General features: G+C 66.3%; 11 protein-coding genes and 1 pseudogene. 3 read left to right on the top strand and 9 right to left on the bottom strand.

The genetic code is table 11. The annotated features are described in order from the left end of the window. Nucleotides 1–302: 302 nt before the first annotated feature. Entirely contained in the window at nt 303–839 is a 537-nt protein-coding gene (locus tag JW805_03850; GenBank protein MBN2971148.1) for a TetR/AcrR family transcriptional regulator, read from the bottom strand. Between the two features lie 347 nt (nt 840–1,186). Between JW805_03850 and JW805_03845 the strand changes: the two genes are divergently transcribed. Continuing rightward, a complete protein-coding gene (locus JW805_03845) occupies nt 1,187–4,342 on the top strand; it encodes a PAS domain S-box protein (protein MBN2971147.1) in 3,156 nt (1,051 codons plus the stop codon). 200 nt (nt 4,343–4,542) lie between these two features. Here JW805_03845 and JW805_03840 read toward each other — a convergent pair whose 3' ends face one another. Continuing rightward, complete coding sequence (locus tag JW805_03840; GenBank protein MBN2971146.1) at nt 4,543–5,430, bottom strand: LysR family transcriptional regulator; 888 nt, start codon at nt 5,428–5,430, stop codon at nt 4,543–4,545. Nucleotides 5,431–5,536: 106 nt separating this feature from the next. Here JW805_03840 and JW805_03835 point away from each other — a divergent pair, with 106 nt between their 5' ends. Further along, nucleotides 5,537–6,403, top strand: a complete 867-nt coding sequence (locus JW805_03835) for an NmrA family NAD(P)-binding protein (GenBank protein ID MBN2971145.1) — start codon at nt 5,537–5,539, stop codon at nt 6,401–6,403. 110 nt (nt 6,404–6,513) lie between these two features. Here the strand turns inward: JW805_03835 and JW805_03830 are convergent, their stop codons facing one another. The 3 genes from JW805_03830 to JW805_03820 form a co-directional block, all read right to left on the bottom strand. Further along, a complete protein-coding gene (locus tag JW805_03830; GenBank protein ID MBN2971144.1) occupies nt 6,514–7,629 on the bottom strand; it encodes a hypothetical protein in 1,116 nt (371 codons plus the stop codon). A 42-nt stretch (nt 7,630–7,671) separates the two neighbouring features. Then, nucleotides 7,672–8,892, bottom strand: coding sequence for a hypothetical protein (locus JW805_03825; GenBank protein ID MBN2971143.1), 1,221 nt, complete (start codon nt 8,890–8,892; stop codon nt 7,672–7,674). A 118-nt stretch (nt 8,893–9,010) separates the two neighbouring features. Beyond that, nucleotides 9,011–10,576 carry a cryptochrome/photolyase family protein gene (locus JW805_03820; protein MBN2971142.1) on the bottom strand — a complete coding sequence of 522 codons (1,566 nt, stop codon included), beginning with the start codon at nt 10,574–10,576 and terminating at the stop codon, nt 9,011–9,013. An 88-nt stretch (nt 10,577–10,664) separates the two neighbouring features. Here JW805_03820 and JW805_03815 point away from each other — a divergent pair. Continuing rightward, a pseudogene (locus JW805_03815) lies at nt 10,665–11,344 on the top strand (SDR family NAD(P)-dependent oxidoreductase). Nucleotides 11,345–11,465: 121 nt separating this feature from the next. Here JW805_03815 and JW805_03810 read toward each other — a convergent pair. From JW805_03810 to JW805_03795, 4 genes are all read right to left on the bottom strand, one after another. Next, nucleotides 11,466–12,800 carry an AarF/ABC1/UbiB kinase family protein gene (locus JW805_03810; GenBank protein ID MBN2971141.1) on the bottom strand — a complete coding sequence of 445 codons (1,335 nt, stop codon included), beginning with the start codon at nt 12,798–12,800 and terminating at the stop codon, nt 11,466–11,468. 145 nt (nt 12,801–12,945) lie between these two features. After that, nucleotides 12,946–13,341 (bottom strand): response regulator, encoded by a 396-nt coding sequence (locus JW805_03805; protein MBN2971140.1) that lies wholly within the window; start codon nt 13,339–13,341, stop codon nt 12,946–12,948. After that, nucleotides 13,334–16,762, bottom strand: coding sequence for a PAS domain-containing protein (locus tag JW805_03800; protein MBN2971139.1), 3,429 nt, complete (start codon nt 16,760–16,762; stop codon nt 13,334–13,336). Before JW805_03800 ends, JW805_03805 begins: the two co-directional genes overlap by 8 nt. Next, a complete protein-coding gene (locus tag JW805_03795; GenBank protein ID MBN2971138.1) occupies nt 16,755–17,333 on the bottom strand; it encodes a PAS domain-containing protein in 579 nt (192 codons plus the stop codon). Before JW805_03795 ends, JW805_03800 begins: the two co-directional genes overlap by 8 nt. Nucleotides 17,334–17,355: the final 22 nt, after the last annotated feature.

The raw sequence follows: 17,355 nt of genomic DNA, 5'->3' as shown, positions 1-17,355 counted from the left end.
GGACGCGACGAGGCGTTCGCCGCGACCCATGGCGAGGGCACGACGCTGGTGCGTGAGGCGCAGACCATGGACGCCGGCGACACAAAGCCCCGGCGCGGGACGGTCCCGCAAAATCGGTTGATGTACGGCGTCCGCGGACCGCCCGGTTACGGGGCGAGCACCACGGTGCAATCAGGTACGAGCATAGCGGCATCCTTGCGAGAGCCGGAGCGCCAACGCGGCGCCCTCTTCTATACTGACTGGTATATTAACGGCCGATCGTTTCGTCAACGACTTTCTGTACCGACCGGTAATTTATTTTTTTATCGGCCCGGCCACATCAGCAGGCTGGTCTCGACCACGCGTTCGAGATCCTCGCGCGTCGCGCCGGATCCCGCCTGGACGGCCATGCCCTGAAGGATTGCGTAAAGGTAGCTCGTCAGGCCGGCGATATCGACATGATCGGGCAGGTCGCCATCGCGCTTGGCTTGTTCGAACCGCGCGACGAGCGCCGCCTGCGACGACTCGCGACGCTTGATGACATCCGCCTTGATCGACGCCGCTTCCGCCCCGCAGGCGGTCGCGCTGATGACGCCCAGGCACCCCTTCGGGTCGCAGCTGCTCATCTGCGCATCGATCGCGCCGCGCATGAAATATTCCGCGACGGCCCGCGCGGTGGGCTGCTCCAGCGCCGCGCGCGTATACTGCAGCTTCTCGGCCTCATAGAGGTCGAGAGCCTTGTGAAACAGCGCTTCCTTATTGCCGAACGCGGCGTAGAGGCTCGGCTTGGAAATCCCCATCGCTTCCGTCAGATCGGCCATCGACGCGCCTTCATAGCCCTTGGACCAGAAGACACCCAAAGCCGCCGCGAGCGCACGATCAGTGCAAAATTCGCGCGGACGACCCTTGGCACACGGAGCAGCATCAATTTTCATAACGTTTGGTATATAACTGTAACCCCCGGAAGGCGCAAGGTTATAGCCGCGATAGCCGCTGACGGTTGCCGCGGCGTCCCGCTCTCGCGCGCCGCTCGAACGCCGAGCTGCCGTCACCTGCTCGCCCCGTTCGGATCGAATTCGCTCACCCTTGCCGAGTCCGCCACCTTCACCCGCCAAGCCGTGCCGCACGGCGCGCCGCCCAGCGCGATATTGCGGCTCGCTCCGACACCAAGCGAGGGATATAAGCCAATGGCATGAAGCCCTTACCTATGACAGCCGGCCTGCACTTCCTCGACGGAAAGGGCGCAGTGGCGCAGCTGATGCGCGACAAGGACTGGTCGCAGTCGCCGCTCGGCCCGCCCCAGCTCTGGCCGTCGCCATTGCGGCTTGTCGTTGGCCTCATGCTGTCGTCGAAGTTTCCGATGTTCGTCGCCTGGGGCCCCGAACTCGGCTTCCTCTACAACGATGCCTACGTCGAGATCTTGGGCAAGAAGCACCCCGCAGCGCTCGGCGCGCGCTTTCGCGACATATGGTCGGAGATATGGGATGATATTTCTCCGCTGATCGACGCGGCCATGCGCGGCGAGGCAACCTACCACCAGGACCTGCCCCTGTTGATGCGCCGTCACGGGGTCGAAGAGCAGACCTGGTTCACCTTCTCCTATTCGCCGGTACACGACGAGCGCGGCGCGGTGGCAGGCATGTTCTGCGCCTGCACCGAGACGACCGGCCGGATCCAGGCCGAGCGGGCGGTGCGGGAAAGCGAAGCCCGGTTCCGCAACATGGCCGACCACGCGCCGGTGATGATGTGGGTGACCGATCCGAGCGGCTATTGCACCTACCTCAATCGCGGCTGGTACGAGTTCACCGGGCAGACGCCGGAAGAAGCCGAAGGCTATGGCTGGCTCACGGCGACACACCCCGACGACCAGGCGGACGCAGAAGAGGTCTTCCGCACCGCCAACGCGGCGCGCGCACCTTTCCGGATCGAATATCGCCTGCGCCGGAGCGACGGCAGTTATCGCTGGATGATCGATGCTGCCGGCCCGCGTTTTGACGAGGACGGCACCTATCTGGGCTATGTCGGGTCCGTCATCGACATCGACGCCCGGCGCGAGGTCGAGGAGCGGCAGCGTGAGAGCGAGGCAAGCCTGCGCAAGCTCACCGATGCGCTGCCCGCCTTTGTCTGGTTCGCCACACCCGATGGCGAACTCAATCATTTCAACGCGCGCTGGTACGCCTATACCGGTCAGACGCCGGCGCAGGCGCTGCCGAACGGCTGGGTCGACACGCTGCACCCCGACGATGTCGCCGCGACGGCCGAGCAATGGGCGGCGGCGCGAGCGGCAGGTACGACGTACGAGATGGAAGTCCGCTATCGTCGGCACGACGGGGCGTACCGCTGGTATGTCGCGCGCGCCGAGCCGATCCGCGACGAGGCCGGCGCGATCACCACCTGGGTGGGCAGCTCGATCGATATCCACGATCGCAAGGAAGCCGAGACGGCCCTGCGGGCCAGCGAGGCACGCTTCCGGCTAATGGCGGATGCCGTGCCGCAGATCGTCTGGATCACCGATGCGGACGGCCGGACCGAGTTCTTCAACAAGCACTGGTCCGACTACACCGGCAGCGCCTATTATCCCGAGACGGCGGCAGACGTTGCAGCGGAGCACGTCCACCCCGACGATGCCGCCGCGACGATGGCGGCGTTCGACACTGCGCGCCGCACCGGCGCCACCTTCCTGATCGAGCATCGGATTCGCGCTGCGAGCGGCGAGTATCGCTGGTTCCTGGTGCGCGGCGAGCCCTATCGCGACGCGCCTTCGGGAGAGATCGTCCGGTGGTTCGGAGCGTCGGTCGACATCCACGACCGCAAGCTCGCCGAGGCCGCGCTGCGCCAGCTGAACGAGACGCTGGCGGCGCAGGTCGCCGCCCGTTCAGCGGAACGCGACCGGCTGTGGAACCTGTCGCAGGACATGCTCGCCCGCGCCGATTATCAGGGCATGATGTCGGCCGTCAGTCCGGCATGGAGTCAGGTGCTGGGCTGGGACGAGCGCGAACTGCTTTCCCGCGGCTATGCGAGCTTCATGCACCCCGAGGATATGCCTCCGACGCTGGCGGCGATCCAGAATATGGCGGAAACGCGCCTGCCCACGCGCTTTGAAAACCGCATTGCGACGAAGGGGGGCGACTGGAAGCCGATCGAATGGACCGTCGCCCCCGAACCGGATGGGGTGAACTTCATCGCGGTCGGGCGCGACCTCAGCCATGCAAAGGCACGCGAAGCCGAGTTGCACGCCGCGCAGGAGGCGCTGCGCCAGAGTCAGAAGATGGAGGCGATGGGCAGCCTCACCGGCGGCGTGGCACACGACTTCAACAACCTGCTCACGCCGATCATCGGCTCGCTCGACATGCTGGTGCGCAAGGGGCTCGGCAATGAGCGCGAGCGCCGGCTGATCGACGGCGCGCTGCAATCCGCCGAGCGGGCGAAGACGCTGGTCCAGCGGCTGCTCGCCTTCGCGCGTCGCCAGCCGCTGCAATCCACTGCCGTAGACGTCGCGACGCTCGTCGACGAGATGGCCGGCCTGATCGGCTCCACCGTCGGCCCCAATATCGAAGTGCGCGTCGAACTCGCCCCCGACCTGCCCCCCGCGTTGGCGGACGCGAACCAGCTCGAGATGGCGCTGCTCAACCTGGCGGTCAACGCACGCGACGCGATGCCGCGCGGCGGCCACCTGACCATCTCCGCCGAGCGCGAAAGTGTCCGTGCGCAACACGCGTCCGGCCTCGCGCATGGCCATTATGTGCGGCTGAGCGTCAGCGACAGCGGAAGCGGTATGGACGAGGCGACGCTCAGGCGCGCAGTGGAGCCGTTCTTTTCGACCAAGGGGATCGGCAAGGGTACCGGGCTCGGCTTGTCGATGGTCCACGGCCTCGCCGCGCAGCTCGGCGGCGGCATGAACATCGCAAGCCGGCCCGGCGAAGGCACGACGGTCACCTTGTGGTTGCCGATGAGCGCGGCCGCGATCGACAGCAACGAGCGGCTGCCCGACCGCAGGGCGGCGCCGGCCGTCCGGGGAACCGCGCTGCTGGTCGATGACGAAGAGCTGGTGCGGATGAGCACGGCACACATGCTGCACGATTTCGGTTTCGAGGTTGTCGAGGCGGGTTCGGCCGAGGAAGCACTAGAGCTCATGAAAGCCGGAGCGCGACCCGATCTTCTTGTAACGGATCATCTTATGGCAGGCATGAGCGGCGCCGACCTCGCGCGTGAGGCACGATCCTGGATTCCGACGCTGCCCATTCTGTTGGTTTCCGGCTACGCGGAGGCCGAAGGCGTCACGTACGACTTGCCTCGCCTTACCAAACCGTTTCGCAGTGCGGATCTGGCTGCAACGCTCGCGAACTTGCTTGGAGAGAAGTGACCAAGCCGCCAGCACCAACGGTTTGCGGGGGCATTCAAAGCTTCGGGTGCCTGGACGATCTCCCGACGATCGGAACGGGCCGCGAATCTCGCGAAAGCTCCCGGTCGCGACGACCCAAGAGGCAAGGTCGGCAGTCTATGTCGGCTCGTCCGGCATACGCCGCTCGGCGCTGAAACCCCAGCGTCCGCGAGCGGCCGTCGTCACGCTTTGAGATAGGCAGCCAGTTCTTCCGGTGCGCCGGTGGGGAACGACCGACGAAGAAAGTCGAGAAACGCCGCGACTCTCGCGTTGAGCAGCCTGCGGCTCGGATAGAGGGCCCACAATGTTATGTCGGAGCCCGCGACGTCCCCCCAGTAGGCGAGGCGCCCGTCGGCAATGTCACCCCCGACGAGCGACAGCGGCAAGCGCGCCGCCCCGCCCCCGATGCGCACCGCGTCGCAGATCATGATCATCGATGACATGCGCATGACGGGTGTGACCTTGACAGTCGTTGGGCCGATGGATGTGCTCAGCGTCCAATCCTCGGCCACATCGCCATCGCGGACCACGGCCGGAACGGGCTCGTCAGACAGCCGCGGCACGACGGGGGCTGCAACGACTACCAGACGGTCATGCAGAAACGGGCGTCCGATCAGCGTTTCGTCGGCCGCGGGATTGACGCGAACCACGAGATCATAGCCCTCCTCGATCATGTCCACCGCCCGGTCGTCGGTCGTCACCTCCAGACGTACCTCAGGATGTTGCCGCGCGAACTCGGCGGCCAACCGGCCCATCGCTACCTGCCCGAACAGGAGCGGCACGCTGATCCGCAGCCGTCCCCGCACCCGCCCTCCCCCGGACGCGAGGGCAGCCGCGGTTTCTTCGAGTTCGCTCAACAACGCGCCGGCGCGTTCGAAGAGCGCACGGCCCTCCTCCGTCAATTTGAGGTCGCGTCGACCCCGCTCGAACAGCCGCAGGTCGAGCGCCGCTTCCAATTCGGCCACGCGGCGCGACAAGGTGGCCTTCGGCCGCCGTGCCGCGCGCGCCGCCTTTCCGAAGCCGCCGTGGCGGGCGACCAGCGTGAAATCCGCAAGTGCGATCAGGTTCATATCGTTCCACCAGTGAGACGGTGCGTCCAGATTGCGCGTCTATTTGATCAGCTATGGATCACGCATCTTCGCTTCGTCAGCAAGACCCAGCGAAGGAGTAAATGCCATGACCATTCTCGTCACCGGAGCCACCGGCCGTGTCGGCCGCCACGTCGTCGACCAGCTCGTCCAGCGCAACGCCACGGTGCGCGTGCTCACCCGCGATCCTTCAAAGGCGTCCTTCCCCGCCAGCGTGGACGTTGTGCAAGGTGAGTTGCTCGACATCGATGCCATGCGATCGGCACTCGCCGGCGTCCGCACGCTGTTCCTGCTCAATGCGGTCACCGGCGACGAATTCACCCAGGCGATCGTCACGCTCAACCTGGCGCGCGAGGCAGGGATCGACCGCATAGTCTATCTGTCGGTGTTCGACGCGGACCGAGCCGTGAACGTGCCCCACTTCGCCGTGAAACATGGGGCCGAGCGGATGCTGACGCAGATGGGCTTCAGCGCCACCATCCTGCGACCAACCTACTTCATCGACAACGAAGCCATGGTGAAGGACGTGATCGTCAACCACGGCGTGTACCCGATGCCGATCGGCAACAAGGGCGTCGCGATGGTCGACGCGCGGGATATCGCCGAGGTCGCCGCGATCGAACTGATCCGCCGCGATACCGCCGAGACCCTACTGCCGATCGAAACGATCAATATCGTCGGGCCAGACACGCTGACCGGCGAGGCGGTGGCAGCGATCTGGTCCGACGTGCTCGGCCGCCCAATCGCCTATGGCGGCGACGACCCAAGTGGGTTCGAAGCCAACATGGCAACGTTCATGCCCAAATGGACCGCGTACGAGATGCGGCTGATGGCTGAGCGGTATGTGAGCGACGGCATGATCCCGGAGGCCGGCGACGTCGAACGGCTGACCTCGCTGCTGGGCCGCCCGTTGCACAGCTACCGCGAGGCCGCTGCCCGGATTGCCGCGGACTAACCTTCGCGTCCACCTGTCTGCGGTATCGACCGACGACAGGTGGATGCATCCGCTTCGGTCGGGCGCTTGCGGTGATCCGCAGGCGCTCGCGCGCGTCCCCGGCCGCCCCCTTACCCCCGCGTCGGATCGATCAGAAACTTCTCTCCCGTCGCCTTGCGTTCGTAGGCGCGCAATATGGTCGGATCGAGCGCTTCGGCCAGGCCGATGGTGCGGGTGTAGGTGCTCGCGAAGGTCGTGGTGAGCTCATCGACGACACGCTGGCGCATCCGCGGGGCAGCGTCGCGGCCGCGCCCTTGCAGGAACGGGGTCAGCAGCCAGCCCGACACGCTCCACGCGAAGCCGAAGGCCAGGCGGTTGAGCGTCGTCGGCGACAGATCGAGCGCACCGTAGATGTAGAGCTGTTTTGGTTCGAGCGAGCCATAGCGATTATAGTCGGTCATCCGCTTGACCGCGGCGCGCTCCATCGCCTGGAGGATATCGCTGCCGAGCGTGCCGCCGCCGATCGCATCGAAGGCGATGGTCGCGCCGGTGTCTTCGATGGCGGCGAGCAACTGGGCGGGGAAATCGGCGTCCTTGCTGTTCACCACATGGCGGGCACCGATTCCGCGCAGGATCGCGACCTGCTCGTCCGAGCGGACGATGTTCACCAGCGGAATATCGTCGGCGAGGCAGATTTTCTGAAGCATCTGGCCCAGATTCGAGGCGGCGGCGGTGTGGACGATCGCCTTGTGCCCCTCCATCTTCGCGGTTTCGACGAAGCCGAGCGCGGTCAGCGGGTTGACGAACATCGATGCACCCTCGGCAGCGGACGCGCCGTCAGGCAGGGGTACGACGTCGCGCGCCTTGAGTTTGCGGTAGTCGGCATACATCGCGCCGCCGATCATGCCGACACGCTTGCCCTCCAGCGCCTTCGCCGCCGCGCCTGCAGCGACGACGGTGCCGGCGCCTTCGTTACCGACCGCAAGCGACTGGCCGAGCCGCCCCTTCACGCCGCCCAAGCGGTTCTGCGCGACCTTGAAACGCAACCTGTCCCCCGCCTGTTCGAGCGTCGAGACGTCCGCTGGTCCGAGCAACAAGACCAGATCGCTGGGGTTGATCGGCGCCGCCTCTACCTTGACGACGATTTCATCGTCGGCCGGGTCGCCGACCTCCACCGTCTCCAGCGACAACGTCAGAATACCGTCCTGATCGATCGTCGATCGCAGCTCGCGTCCGGTGAAAGCCATCACATCCTCCTTGAACAGGCGGCGAAGATGGGACGGTCAATTTCAGTTGTAAAGAGAAACTGATCGGTCCGTCACCAACTGCCAGCCCGTCGGCAGAAAATCGGTCGACATGAAGAAGTAGAAGCCACAGCTGCCGTCACGGCGATAGCTGCCGCCTTTCAATATGCCGACCGCGGTGGTGCCGACAAAGACAGGGCTGCCGCTGTCGCCGCTCTTGCACACCGGGCCGGCCACCGTCGTCCAGGTCGGAAGGCATGCCCCGCCGCACAGGTCGCCCGCAGGCGCAAAGTCGGTCAATTCGACCTGGGAGCAGCTGTAGCCGGTTCGCTCACCGCGGTGGCAGAGGATATCGCCGGCGCGCATCGTGGCGCGACCGCGGGCGGCGGCGACGGGGCGCACGACGGTCTTGGCGGTGTCGGCGTAGAATAGCGGGGCGAGCGGTCCGGGCGCGAGATTGACCTGCACGTCCTGGTTGCCCCAGCCCCATTGACCCAGGAACGGCAGCGTGACGTCGGCTCCGTTCGTGTCACGCGTGACCAACTCATCGGGGCAGTGCGCTGCCGTCGCGAGCGCGTATCGCGCGCCGTCGGTCACCGCGAAGCCAGCGGTGCAGACGTAGCGGCGGGCGTCGCCCGGCTTGCTGCCGACCATCCGCGCACCGCCGACGATCCCGCCCAGGTCAAGCGCCGGCTGGTCAAGCACGCGCAACCGCACGGGTACGCGGGTCAGGGTGGCAATGCGGTCGCGCAAGCCTTGCGCACCTTCACGTTCGACGTCGCGCGTGGAGACGACCGCGACCAGCTCGCCACTGCGCTGATCGACGCCCAGTCCCGGCGGGGCGAGCAAGCTGGCACGGATCGCTGCCTGATGCGCAGTGATCGCCTGGACCATGCCCGTCAGGCCGACGGTCGAGCCCGGAATGAACTGGACGGGGACCGCCGTGCCGGCGATGGAGACGGTCCGGTCGGGCACAGGTGCTTCGCCGGTCAGACGAACGAGGATGCGGAAGGCCGGGCGGTGATCGATCGCAATGCCGGCAAGGCGGTTCGAGAATTCGGCAGCGATCGCGTCGGTGACGGAGACGCTGGCTTCCTGCAGGCGGAGCTGGCGGGCGGCCTGGTCCGTGGGGATGCCCAGGCGCTCGGCGACGGCGGCGGCGTCCTGAGCGATGGCGGCGTCGGGGGTCTGGATGCTCTGGGCGACTGCCGGCAGAGCGGCGGTGAGGGCCAGCGCTGCAAGAAATGTTCGGATGATCCGCCCCACGCAACTCCGGTAGCATGGTTTCTGTGTCTCGCGGCTGAACAACATCGGTCCATGTTCGTCATCCCCGCCTCCGTGGGGATGACGAACATGGAGGGCTATCGGATGACGGCAGAGACAATCAGGCCGCGTCCCCTGCCCGCGCCCATCCCTTCCCCGCTGGCTCCAGCGTCGCGAGAAACGCCTCCGCGCTCGCCAGATATTCCGCCCGTTTCTCCTCCGACATCCGCCGCCACGTCGCATACATGTTCGACATCCGCATATTAGCTGCGAAACGCTTTTCGTGCCGCGCGAGGAAGTGCCAATAAAGCGCATTGAACGGGCAGGCATCCGGCCCGGTCTTCTGCTTCACATCATATCGGCATTTCCCGCAATAATCGGACATGCGGTCGATGTACGCGCCGCTCGACGCATAGGGCTTGGACGCGATCATGCCGCCGTCGGCGAACTGGCTCATGCCGACGACATTGGGCAGCTCGACCCATTCGTACGCATCGAAATAGACCACCAGGAACCAGTCGGACACTTGCGCCGGATCGACGCCGGCGATCAGGGCGAAATTGCCAAGCACCATCAATCGCTGGATATGATGGGCATAGGCCTCGCGCTTCGTCTGGCCGACGCTTTCGCTGAGACACCGCATGTCCGTCTCGCCAGTCCAGTAGAAGTCGGGCAGCGACCGGGTCGCGTTCAGCGCATTGCGCTCCGCGAACTTCGGCATGTCCCACCAATACATGCCGCGGATATACTCCCGCCACCCGATAATCTGGCGGATGAAACCCTCGACCGAATTGATCGGCGCGTCGCCGCGGGCATAGGCATCCTCCGCCGCCTTGCAGACCTCGACCGGATCGAGCAGCCCCAGGTTCAGGCACAGCGACAGGCTGGAATGGTAGAGATAGTCCTGCCCCGCCACCATCGCGTCCTGATATTGCCCGAAGTCGTGCAGCGCGGTCGCAATGAAATGTTCGAGCGATTCGAGCGCCTGTTTGCGCGTCACCGGTAGTCCGAACGGCTCCAGGTCGCCGAAGTGGCCGGCGAAACGCCCGGCTACCAACGCCAGCACCTCCCTGGTGATCGCATCGGGCGCAAAGCGCGGCGGGGCGGGGTAGTTGAGCCCGCGCGGCGGCGTCGCGCGATTGTCCTTGTCGAAGTTCCACTGCCCGCCCTCGGGCTTGCCGTCCGCGGCCATCAACAGCCCGGTGCGGCGGCGCATGTCCCGGTAGAAATATTCCATCCGATGCTCGCGCCGGCCTTGGGCCCAGGTGTAGAAGTCGCTGAGCGGACAGACGAAGCGGTCGTCGATCAGAATATCGACCGGCAGTCCGGTGCGGTCGGTCCATTCATCCTGCATCTGCCGAACGCGATATTCGGCACCTTCGACGACGCGGATCGCTGTCGCCTTATGGCGCTTTGCGGCGCGGACGACTTCGCCGGTGAAGCTCTGCGTATTGCCGCGCGCATCGAGCGTGACATAGTCGACCGTCCAGCCGGCGGCGCGCAGGTCGTCGGCGAAATGGCGCATCGCCGAGAAGATCAGCGCGATCTTCTTCTTGTGGTGACGGACATAGGTCGCCTCGTCCCACACCTCCATCATCAGCACGACGGCGCCGGCGGGGTCGATGTCGCGCAAGCTGGCTACGCCGGGCGACAGCTGGTCGCCGAGCACGGGGATGAGCGTTGTCACGCGGAATGGACCCGGTGGGCGACTGAAGCGTCCTGATGCATGATAGCGAATCTCGGGAAGCCGCCCGCGGTTCCGTGAGGGAGAACAGATGGGCGACGCGGTGGTGATCGGGGCGAGCGGCGGGATCGGCGGCGCGCTGGTGCGGCGCGTGGAGCAATCGGGGCGCTACGGCACCGTCCACGCCCTGTCGCGGTCGGCGGGCACGATCGACCTGAGCGATCCGGCGAGTATCGCCGCTGCGGCCGAGCGGATCGGCGGGCCGCTGTCTCTGGTCATCGTTGCGACTGGCCTGCTTCATGATGGCGATCACTGGCCAGAGCGCAGTCTGCGCGAGCTGGATATGGACTGGCTGCTGCGGCAGTATCAGGTCAATACGGCAGGCCCGCCCTGGTCCTGCGCCATTTCACGCCGCTACTGGCAAAGGACGCGCCCGCGACGATCGCCTGTCTGTCGGCGCGGGTCGGCAGCATTTCCGACAACCGGCTGGGCGGCTGGTACGGCTATCGCGCCGCAAAGGCTGCGCTGAACCAGATCGTAAAATGTGCGGCGATCGAGATCGGCCGGGCCCGCAAGCAGGCGGTGTGCGTCGCGCTGCATCCGGGGACCGTCGATACCGGCCTGAGCGCGCCGTTCCAGGGCAATGTCGCGGAAGGGAAGCTCTTCACGCCAGACTATTCGGCGGAGCGGTTGCTGGCAGTGCTCGACGGGCTGACGCCCGCGGACAGCGGGGGGATCTTCGCGTGGGATGGCGAGCGTATCGCTCCGTAGGACTGTTCCCCGGCGCAGGCCGGGGTCCAGCATCGGCGCATTTTGAGATTAGCGCGACGCGCGCTTCAGACGTTTGCCAGCCTGGGCCGCGGCCTTCGCCGGGGAATGGGAGCGTGGGTGGCTATTTGGAAACCGCCACGGCCGCCAGCCCGCGCACGTCGACTCGTGCCTTCAACCGTGCCGCAAGCAATGCCGTCCCGCTGACCTTGCGCTGCACGAACAGTGTCTCGACGTCCGGGACATGCCAGGTCGCGCGGTCGGCAATCATCGCCTTGGCTTCCTCGCGCACCACCGGCACGAAGGCGCGGTCGCCGAAGTCGAAGGGGCCGTCACGATTGAGCGCTGCGTCGATCGCCGCGATCATCCGGTCGAGCGCCGGGCGATGCGCGGCCGCCGCCTCGGCGCCGACGAACCCCGTCTCCACCGCAATGTCGCGGATCGCGTCGCGGTCGCGCGACAGGCCGGCATGGATCAACCGGCGATAGGCGTCCGCCGTCTCAGCCGGCACATCGCGGGTTGCGCCGAAATCGAGCAGGACCAGTGCATCCGTTTCCGGCTGCCATCGGTAATTGGCGAAGTTCGGGTCGGTTTGCATCACGCCGAATTTGAACAATTCGCGCAGCACGAGCACGACCAGCGCGGTCATCGCCCGGTCGCGGGCATCCTGCGGCGCATCGCCCAGCGCCTCGATCGGCCGCCCCTCCACAAAGTCCATCGCCAGCACGCGCCGCGTGGTCAGCGTCGGCTCGAGCGTGGGGACGACATAGCGTCGATCCCCCGCCAGCCGCTCACCATAGAGCCGCATCTGCTCACCCTCGCGGACATAGTCGGCTTCTTCGGCCAGTTGGCGCTTCGCTTCGGTCAGCAGCGGTTTCAAGTCGATCGATGACGGCAGCACGCCCGAAACGCGCAGCAACGTCGCGACGTTGTCGACATCGGCGTCGATGCTTTCGGCGACACCCGGATATTGCACCTTGATCGCGAGCACCCGTCCGTCGGGCAAGGTTGCCCGATGGACCTGGCCGATCGACGCGGCGGCCATCGGCGACGCCTCGAAATGGCGGAATTTCCGCCGCCAATCGGCACCCCATTCCTGCCGCAGGACGCGGTCGAGCTGCGCGGGCGGCATGCGATACGCCTGGTTGCGCAGCCGCGCGAGAATCGACTGGAGCTCGGCGGGCAGCACGTCGCCCGCGTCCATCGAGATCATCTGGCCGAGCTTCATCGCCGCGCCGCGCAGATGCGACAACTGGTCGGCCACGCGCTTTGCATTGCCCGGCGTCAGGACGAGGTCGCCCATTTTCGGCCGCTCTCCGGCCGCCAGCCGCCGCGCGCCTTCTGCGATCATGCCGCCGGCGACACCGCCCGCCAGCCGCCCGAACGCCCCCAGCCGCGCGACCCGCCCGCTCGGTACCGCGCGGTGGCGCGCCGGTTGATCCTCGTCATCCTGTTGCATGGGCGGGATAGCGCGGGACGGGCCTGTGAGTTCCGGTGCGTACGGAGACGGCGCGAAACCCTGTGCCGCCGAAGGACGGAGCATCGGCGGCCCAAAGCCTGCGATGGCGACGGCTCCGGCCGACGCCAGAGCGCAGGATCATTCTCTACCCTGTCGCGCGAATCGCTTCGTCGCCGGCATCGTCGCGCCACGCAGTGTTCCGCAGCGCCGCCGCCAGTGACGCCGGCGCGCTCGGCTTCGGGCAGATCGTCGCAGTGGGATAGCGTTCGCGCAAATCGGTCGTGTCGGCGTGGCCCGAATGGAAAATGATCGGCACGCCATCCGCATACAGCCGATCGGCGGCGGGAAAAACATTGCCGTCCGCCAGCCGGACATCGAGCAGCGCCGCGACGAGCACATCGCCGCAGCGATCGATCGCTTCCTGCGCCTCGACCACGGTCATGCACGGTCCCTCGACCGCGAAGCCCGCATCCTCGATCGTCGCCTGCAGGTCGAGCGCGATCAGCAACTCGTCCTCAACGAGCAAAACCGTTTCAGCCATCGGCGAGGATGCTCTTCGGCAACGTCATCTCAAGCCGGTAGACACCGTCATCGGTCGTTCGCGTCATCGTGCCGCGCAGCTGGCGGACGCTGGTATCGACCAGCACCGTCCCGAACCCCTGTCCATCCGTCCGTCCCTCGTCCACCAAGCCTTGCTCCTCGCTCCAGGCAAGCGTCAGCGCATCGTCGCCGACGCACCACCGGACCGACAGCCGGCACGCCCCGTCGCTGCCCAACGCACCATATTTGACGGAGTTCGTCGCCCATTCGTGAAAAATCAGCGCGAGCGGCGACAGGCAGGTGCGATCGAGCGCGACGTTGGGCCCGTCGATGTCGATCGCGGCGTGCTCCCGATAGGGGGCGAGCGTCGCCTCGACGATCTCGTAGAGCCCGATCGCCTCGGGCTGGCCCGCGGGGGAGGCCAGCGAATGCGCGCGGCCGAGCGAGGCGATGCGATCCCGGACATCGGCCGAAAACGCCTGAACGTCGTCGTGATTGCGCGCGGCCAGCACGATCATGCCGGCAATGACCGCGAACAGGTTCTTCACCCGGTGATTCATCTCGCGCAGCATCAGGTCGCGCGTCTGGGCAAGCGTATATTCGGGCGTCACGTCGATCGACACGCCGACCAGCCGCGCCGGCACGCTGCCGGCGATGACGCGGCCGAAGCCCTTGATCCACCGGACCTCTCCACCGTCGCGGGCCACGCGGAAGGTGGCTTCGTAGTCGCCGTCCTCCCGCACCGCGCGGCGGAGGGCCGCCTCGACGCCCGCCCGATCCTCGTCGACCACGCGATCGAGCAACGGTGCGATTGCGGTCGAATCGGCCTCGGACACCTCGAACATCCGCTGTTCGACACCATCGAGCACCGTTTCGCCCGTATCCGGACAATATTCCCACACGCCGATCCCGGCCGCCTTGATCGCCAGGTCGAGCCGCTCGCGCTCGGACGCCAGCAACCGTTCCATCGACAGGGCATCGGTGATGTCGGTCAGGACCAGCGTCGCACCGCTCGTGTCGCCCGTCTGCGTGCGGTACGGCAACACGCGCATCGAATAGACATGCTCGCCATCCAGGGTCGCTACGCGTCGTTGCGCCGGCGGCGCACCGGCGGCGACAGCGCGGGCATCCTCCAGATGCTCGGACCCGACCAGCCGGCTTGACACGTCGGTCAACGGCCGACCGCGATCGGCGGGCTTCAGCGGGAAGATCCGGGTCGCGGCATCGGTGTAGCTGCGCACCTTCAAGTCGGAATCGAGCACGACGACGGCAAGGTCGGTCGATTCGTAGAAATTGCGCAGATCGGAATTGGCGACGGTCAGCTGGTCGACCTTGCTCTTCAGCTCGTCGTTGACCGTGGACAGCTCCTCGTTGGTCGACTGGAGCTCCTCGTTCATCGACATCATTTCTTCGTTGGAGCTCTTCAGCTCCTCGTTCGCCGTCTCCAGTTCCTCGATCGCCGAGCGCAGGCGGTGGCGCGTCAGCCGCAGCTCGTCCTCCAGCGCCTCCAGATGGTCGCCGCCGGCCGCCAGATCGTCCAGTTCGACTTCGTCCGAAGGGCGGAACGGGCCGGTATCGCGCAGGACGAACAGCAACGTGCCGTCGCCCAGCGGATCGCAGATCACCTCGACGGGCTGAATACCGAAGTCGGTTTCGACCTCCACATCGCGGGCGATGACCCGGCGCTTCTCGTCACGCGCCTGACGCAACAACGGGCCGATGACGTTACGCAGCCCCGCGCGCGCGAGGTTGACGGCACTGCTGCCACCGGTGCGCGTGACGGGAAACTCGAAATAGCGGCCGAGCTTGCCATAGGCCGATATGATTCCGCCGTCCTGGTCGACGATCAGGCTGGGCGGGGCATAGCGCTCGACCATCCGGCGGATCGCTACCGATTCGTTCGCCATGGCGGAGCCGTCGCCGCGCCCCTCCCGCTCACGCCTTGGCATGCGCTGACGGGTGCTGCCGGGCAAGTCTATCGGATAGGCCGGCGCACCCGGCGCCCGTTCGAACAGCCGCGCTGGCTGATCGATGGCGATAAACAGATGCTCGAACCGCCCGACGCTTTCCGATGGGCCCAGGAACAGATAGCCGCCGGGCTTCAGCGCATAATGAAGCAGTGGCAGCACCGACTGCTGCAGGCGATCGTCGAAATAGATCAGCAGGTTGCGACACGACACCAGGTCGATCCGCGAAAACGGCGGGTCCTTGACCAGGCTGTGGTTCGAAAAGCGGATCATGTCGCGGATCGGCCCCGCGATGGTGAAGCGATCGGCGTGCGGCACGGTGTAGCGCTCGCGCATTGCGGGCGGCAGGTCGGCAAGTGCGGCTGCGGGATAGACCCCCTCGCGCGCGATCTGAAGCATCTGTTCGTCGATGTCGGTCGCAAAGATCTGCACCGCAAGCGGCGCGCCCGATTCACGCGCAGCCTCTGCGAACAGCATCGCGATCGTATAGGCTTCTTCGCCGCTCGAGCAGCCGGGGATCCAGACGCGCAGGTCCTCGTCGGCGGCGCGCTCCTCGAGCAGCGGCTTGATCACCGTCGTGCGCAGCGCCTCGAAAGCAGGCGGGTCGCGGAAGAAACGGGTGACGTTGATCAGCAGGTCGCGAAACAGCGCCTCGCATTCATCGGCGTCGTTGCGGATGCGGTTGAGATACGCCTGACCGGTGGCAATGCCGAGCACATGCATCCGCCGTTCGACTCGACGCACCAGCGTGGAGCGCTTGTAGCCCGAAAAATCATGGCCGATCGCGGTCCGCAGCACGCGGCACATCTCGTCGACATGGTCGGCAACCACGCCCGCTTCGGCCTCCGTCGCCCCGCCACCGCGACGACGATCGAAAAAGACCTGGATGCAGTGCAGGATGTCACGCGGCGGCTTGATGAAATCGATGAGCCCAGTGCCGACCGCAGACAGCGGCATGCCGTCGTAGCGCGCGCTTTCGGGTTGCTGGACGACGCAAACGCCGCCGTTCTCCTTGATCGCGCGCAGCCCCGTCGTGCCGTCCGCGCCGGTGCCCGACAGAATGACACACGCGGCATTCGACTGTTGGTCGCCGGCAAGCGAGATGAAGAAATCGTCGATCGGTCGCCGGAGCCCGCGCGGCTGGGCGAAATCCGTCAGCTCCAGCACGCCCTGACGAATGGCCAGGCCGCGGCCGGGCGGGATGATATAAACGGTGTCGGGCGCGATCCGCTCACCGCCGGCACTCTGCAGCACTTCCAGCGTCGTGTTGCGGTCGAGCAACTGCGCCAGCATGCTTTCGTGGTTGGGGTCGAGGTGCTGGACGACGACGAACGCCAGCCCGGTCGGCACGCGGGCCGGCGCCAGCATCTCGCGCAACGCTTCCAGCCCGCCGGCCGATGCGCCGATGCCAACGACGGGAACGGGCGCGCCCTGCCCCAGGTCGGCGTCAGCCATCGGCGGCCGCTTCGAGTTCGGCGAGCATCATCTTCGCCTGGGCGATCGTCGCGGCGCTGTTGGCGATGGTGAGCAGCGTTCCTTCGACGACGATCCCAGCATCGCCCGCGATCGGCTCCAGACTGCCGAGCGTCGTGCCGAGGTCGACATCATAATCGGCGAGCTTGTCCGGCTGCGACCGGCTGATATCGAATTGCGACGCGAAGATGTAGCGGGCCTTGCGATCCGCACTCGTCAGCCGCGACATGTAGAGCAGATTGACGAACGGCGTGCCGTCCTTGCGGAAGTTGACGATCGGCGTGCGGACGTTGGGCTGACGTTCGCGCGACAGAAATTCATGGATGCGCGCGCGCGCCTCCACATTCGGTGCATCGCGCTGGAGCAGCCGGCAATTGCGGCCGACGACGTCCGCCGGCGTATAGCCCGTCAGTCTGGAAAAGGCGGGATTGACGAACACCAGCGGATTGTCGCCCTCCGCCGAGGCGACAGCCAGCGCGACGCGGGACTCTTTAAGATATTCGGCCAGCGGACGGGGCAGGTCTGGAACGTCACTCGACCGATCATCAGGCATGACCGGGATTACGCACATATGT

This window comes from Roseomonas aeriglobus (assembly GCA_016937575.1).
GTDB lineage: Bacteria > Pseudomonadota > Alphaproteobacteria > Sphingomonadales > Sphingomonadaceae > Sphingomonas > Sphingomonas aerigloba.
Note: the sequence above shows the minus strand (reverse complement) of the source record. Positions and strands in the feature narration are given on the sequence as shown.

Coding starts and splice junctions, on each gene's coding strand:
- JW805_03845 (MBN2971147.1), top strand. CDS start 1,187: ATGACAGCCGGCCTGCACTTCCTCGACGGAAAGGGCGCAGTGGCGCAG.
- JW805_03840 (MBN2971146.1), bottom strand. CDS start 5,430: ATGAACCTGATCGCACTTGCGGATTTCACGCTGGTCGCCCGCCACGGC.
- JW805_03835 (MBN2971145.1), top strand. CDS start 5,537: ATGACCATTCTCGTCACCGGAGCCACCGGCCGTGTCGGCCGCCACGTC.
- JW805_03830 (MBN2971144.1), bottom strand. CDS start 7,629: ATGGCTTTCACCGGACGCGAGCTGCGATCGACGATCGATCAGGACGGT.
- JW805_03810 (MBN2971141.1), bottom strand. CDS start 12,800: ATGCAACAGGATGACGAGGATCAACCGGCGCGCCACCGCGCGGTACCG.
- JW805_03805 (MBN2971140.1), bottom strand. CDS start 13,341: ATGGCTGAAACGGTTTTGCTCGTTGAGGACGAGTTGCTGATCGCGCTC.
- JW805_03800 (MBN2971139.1), bottom strand. CDS start 16,762: ATGGCTGACGCCGACCTGGGGCAGGGCGCGCCCGTTCCCGTCGTTGGC.
- JW805_03795 (MBN2971138.1), bottom strand. CDS start 17,333: ATGCCTGATGATCGGTCGAGTGACGTTCCAGACCTGCCCCGTCCGCTG.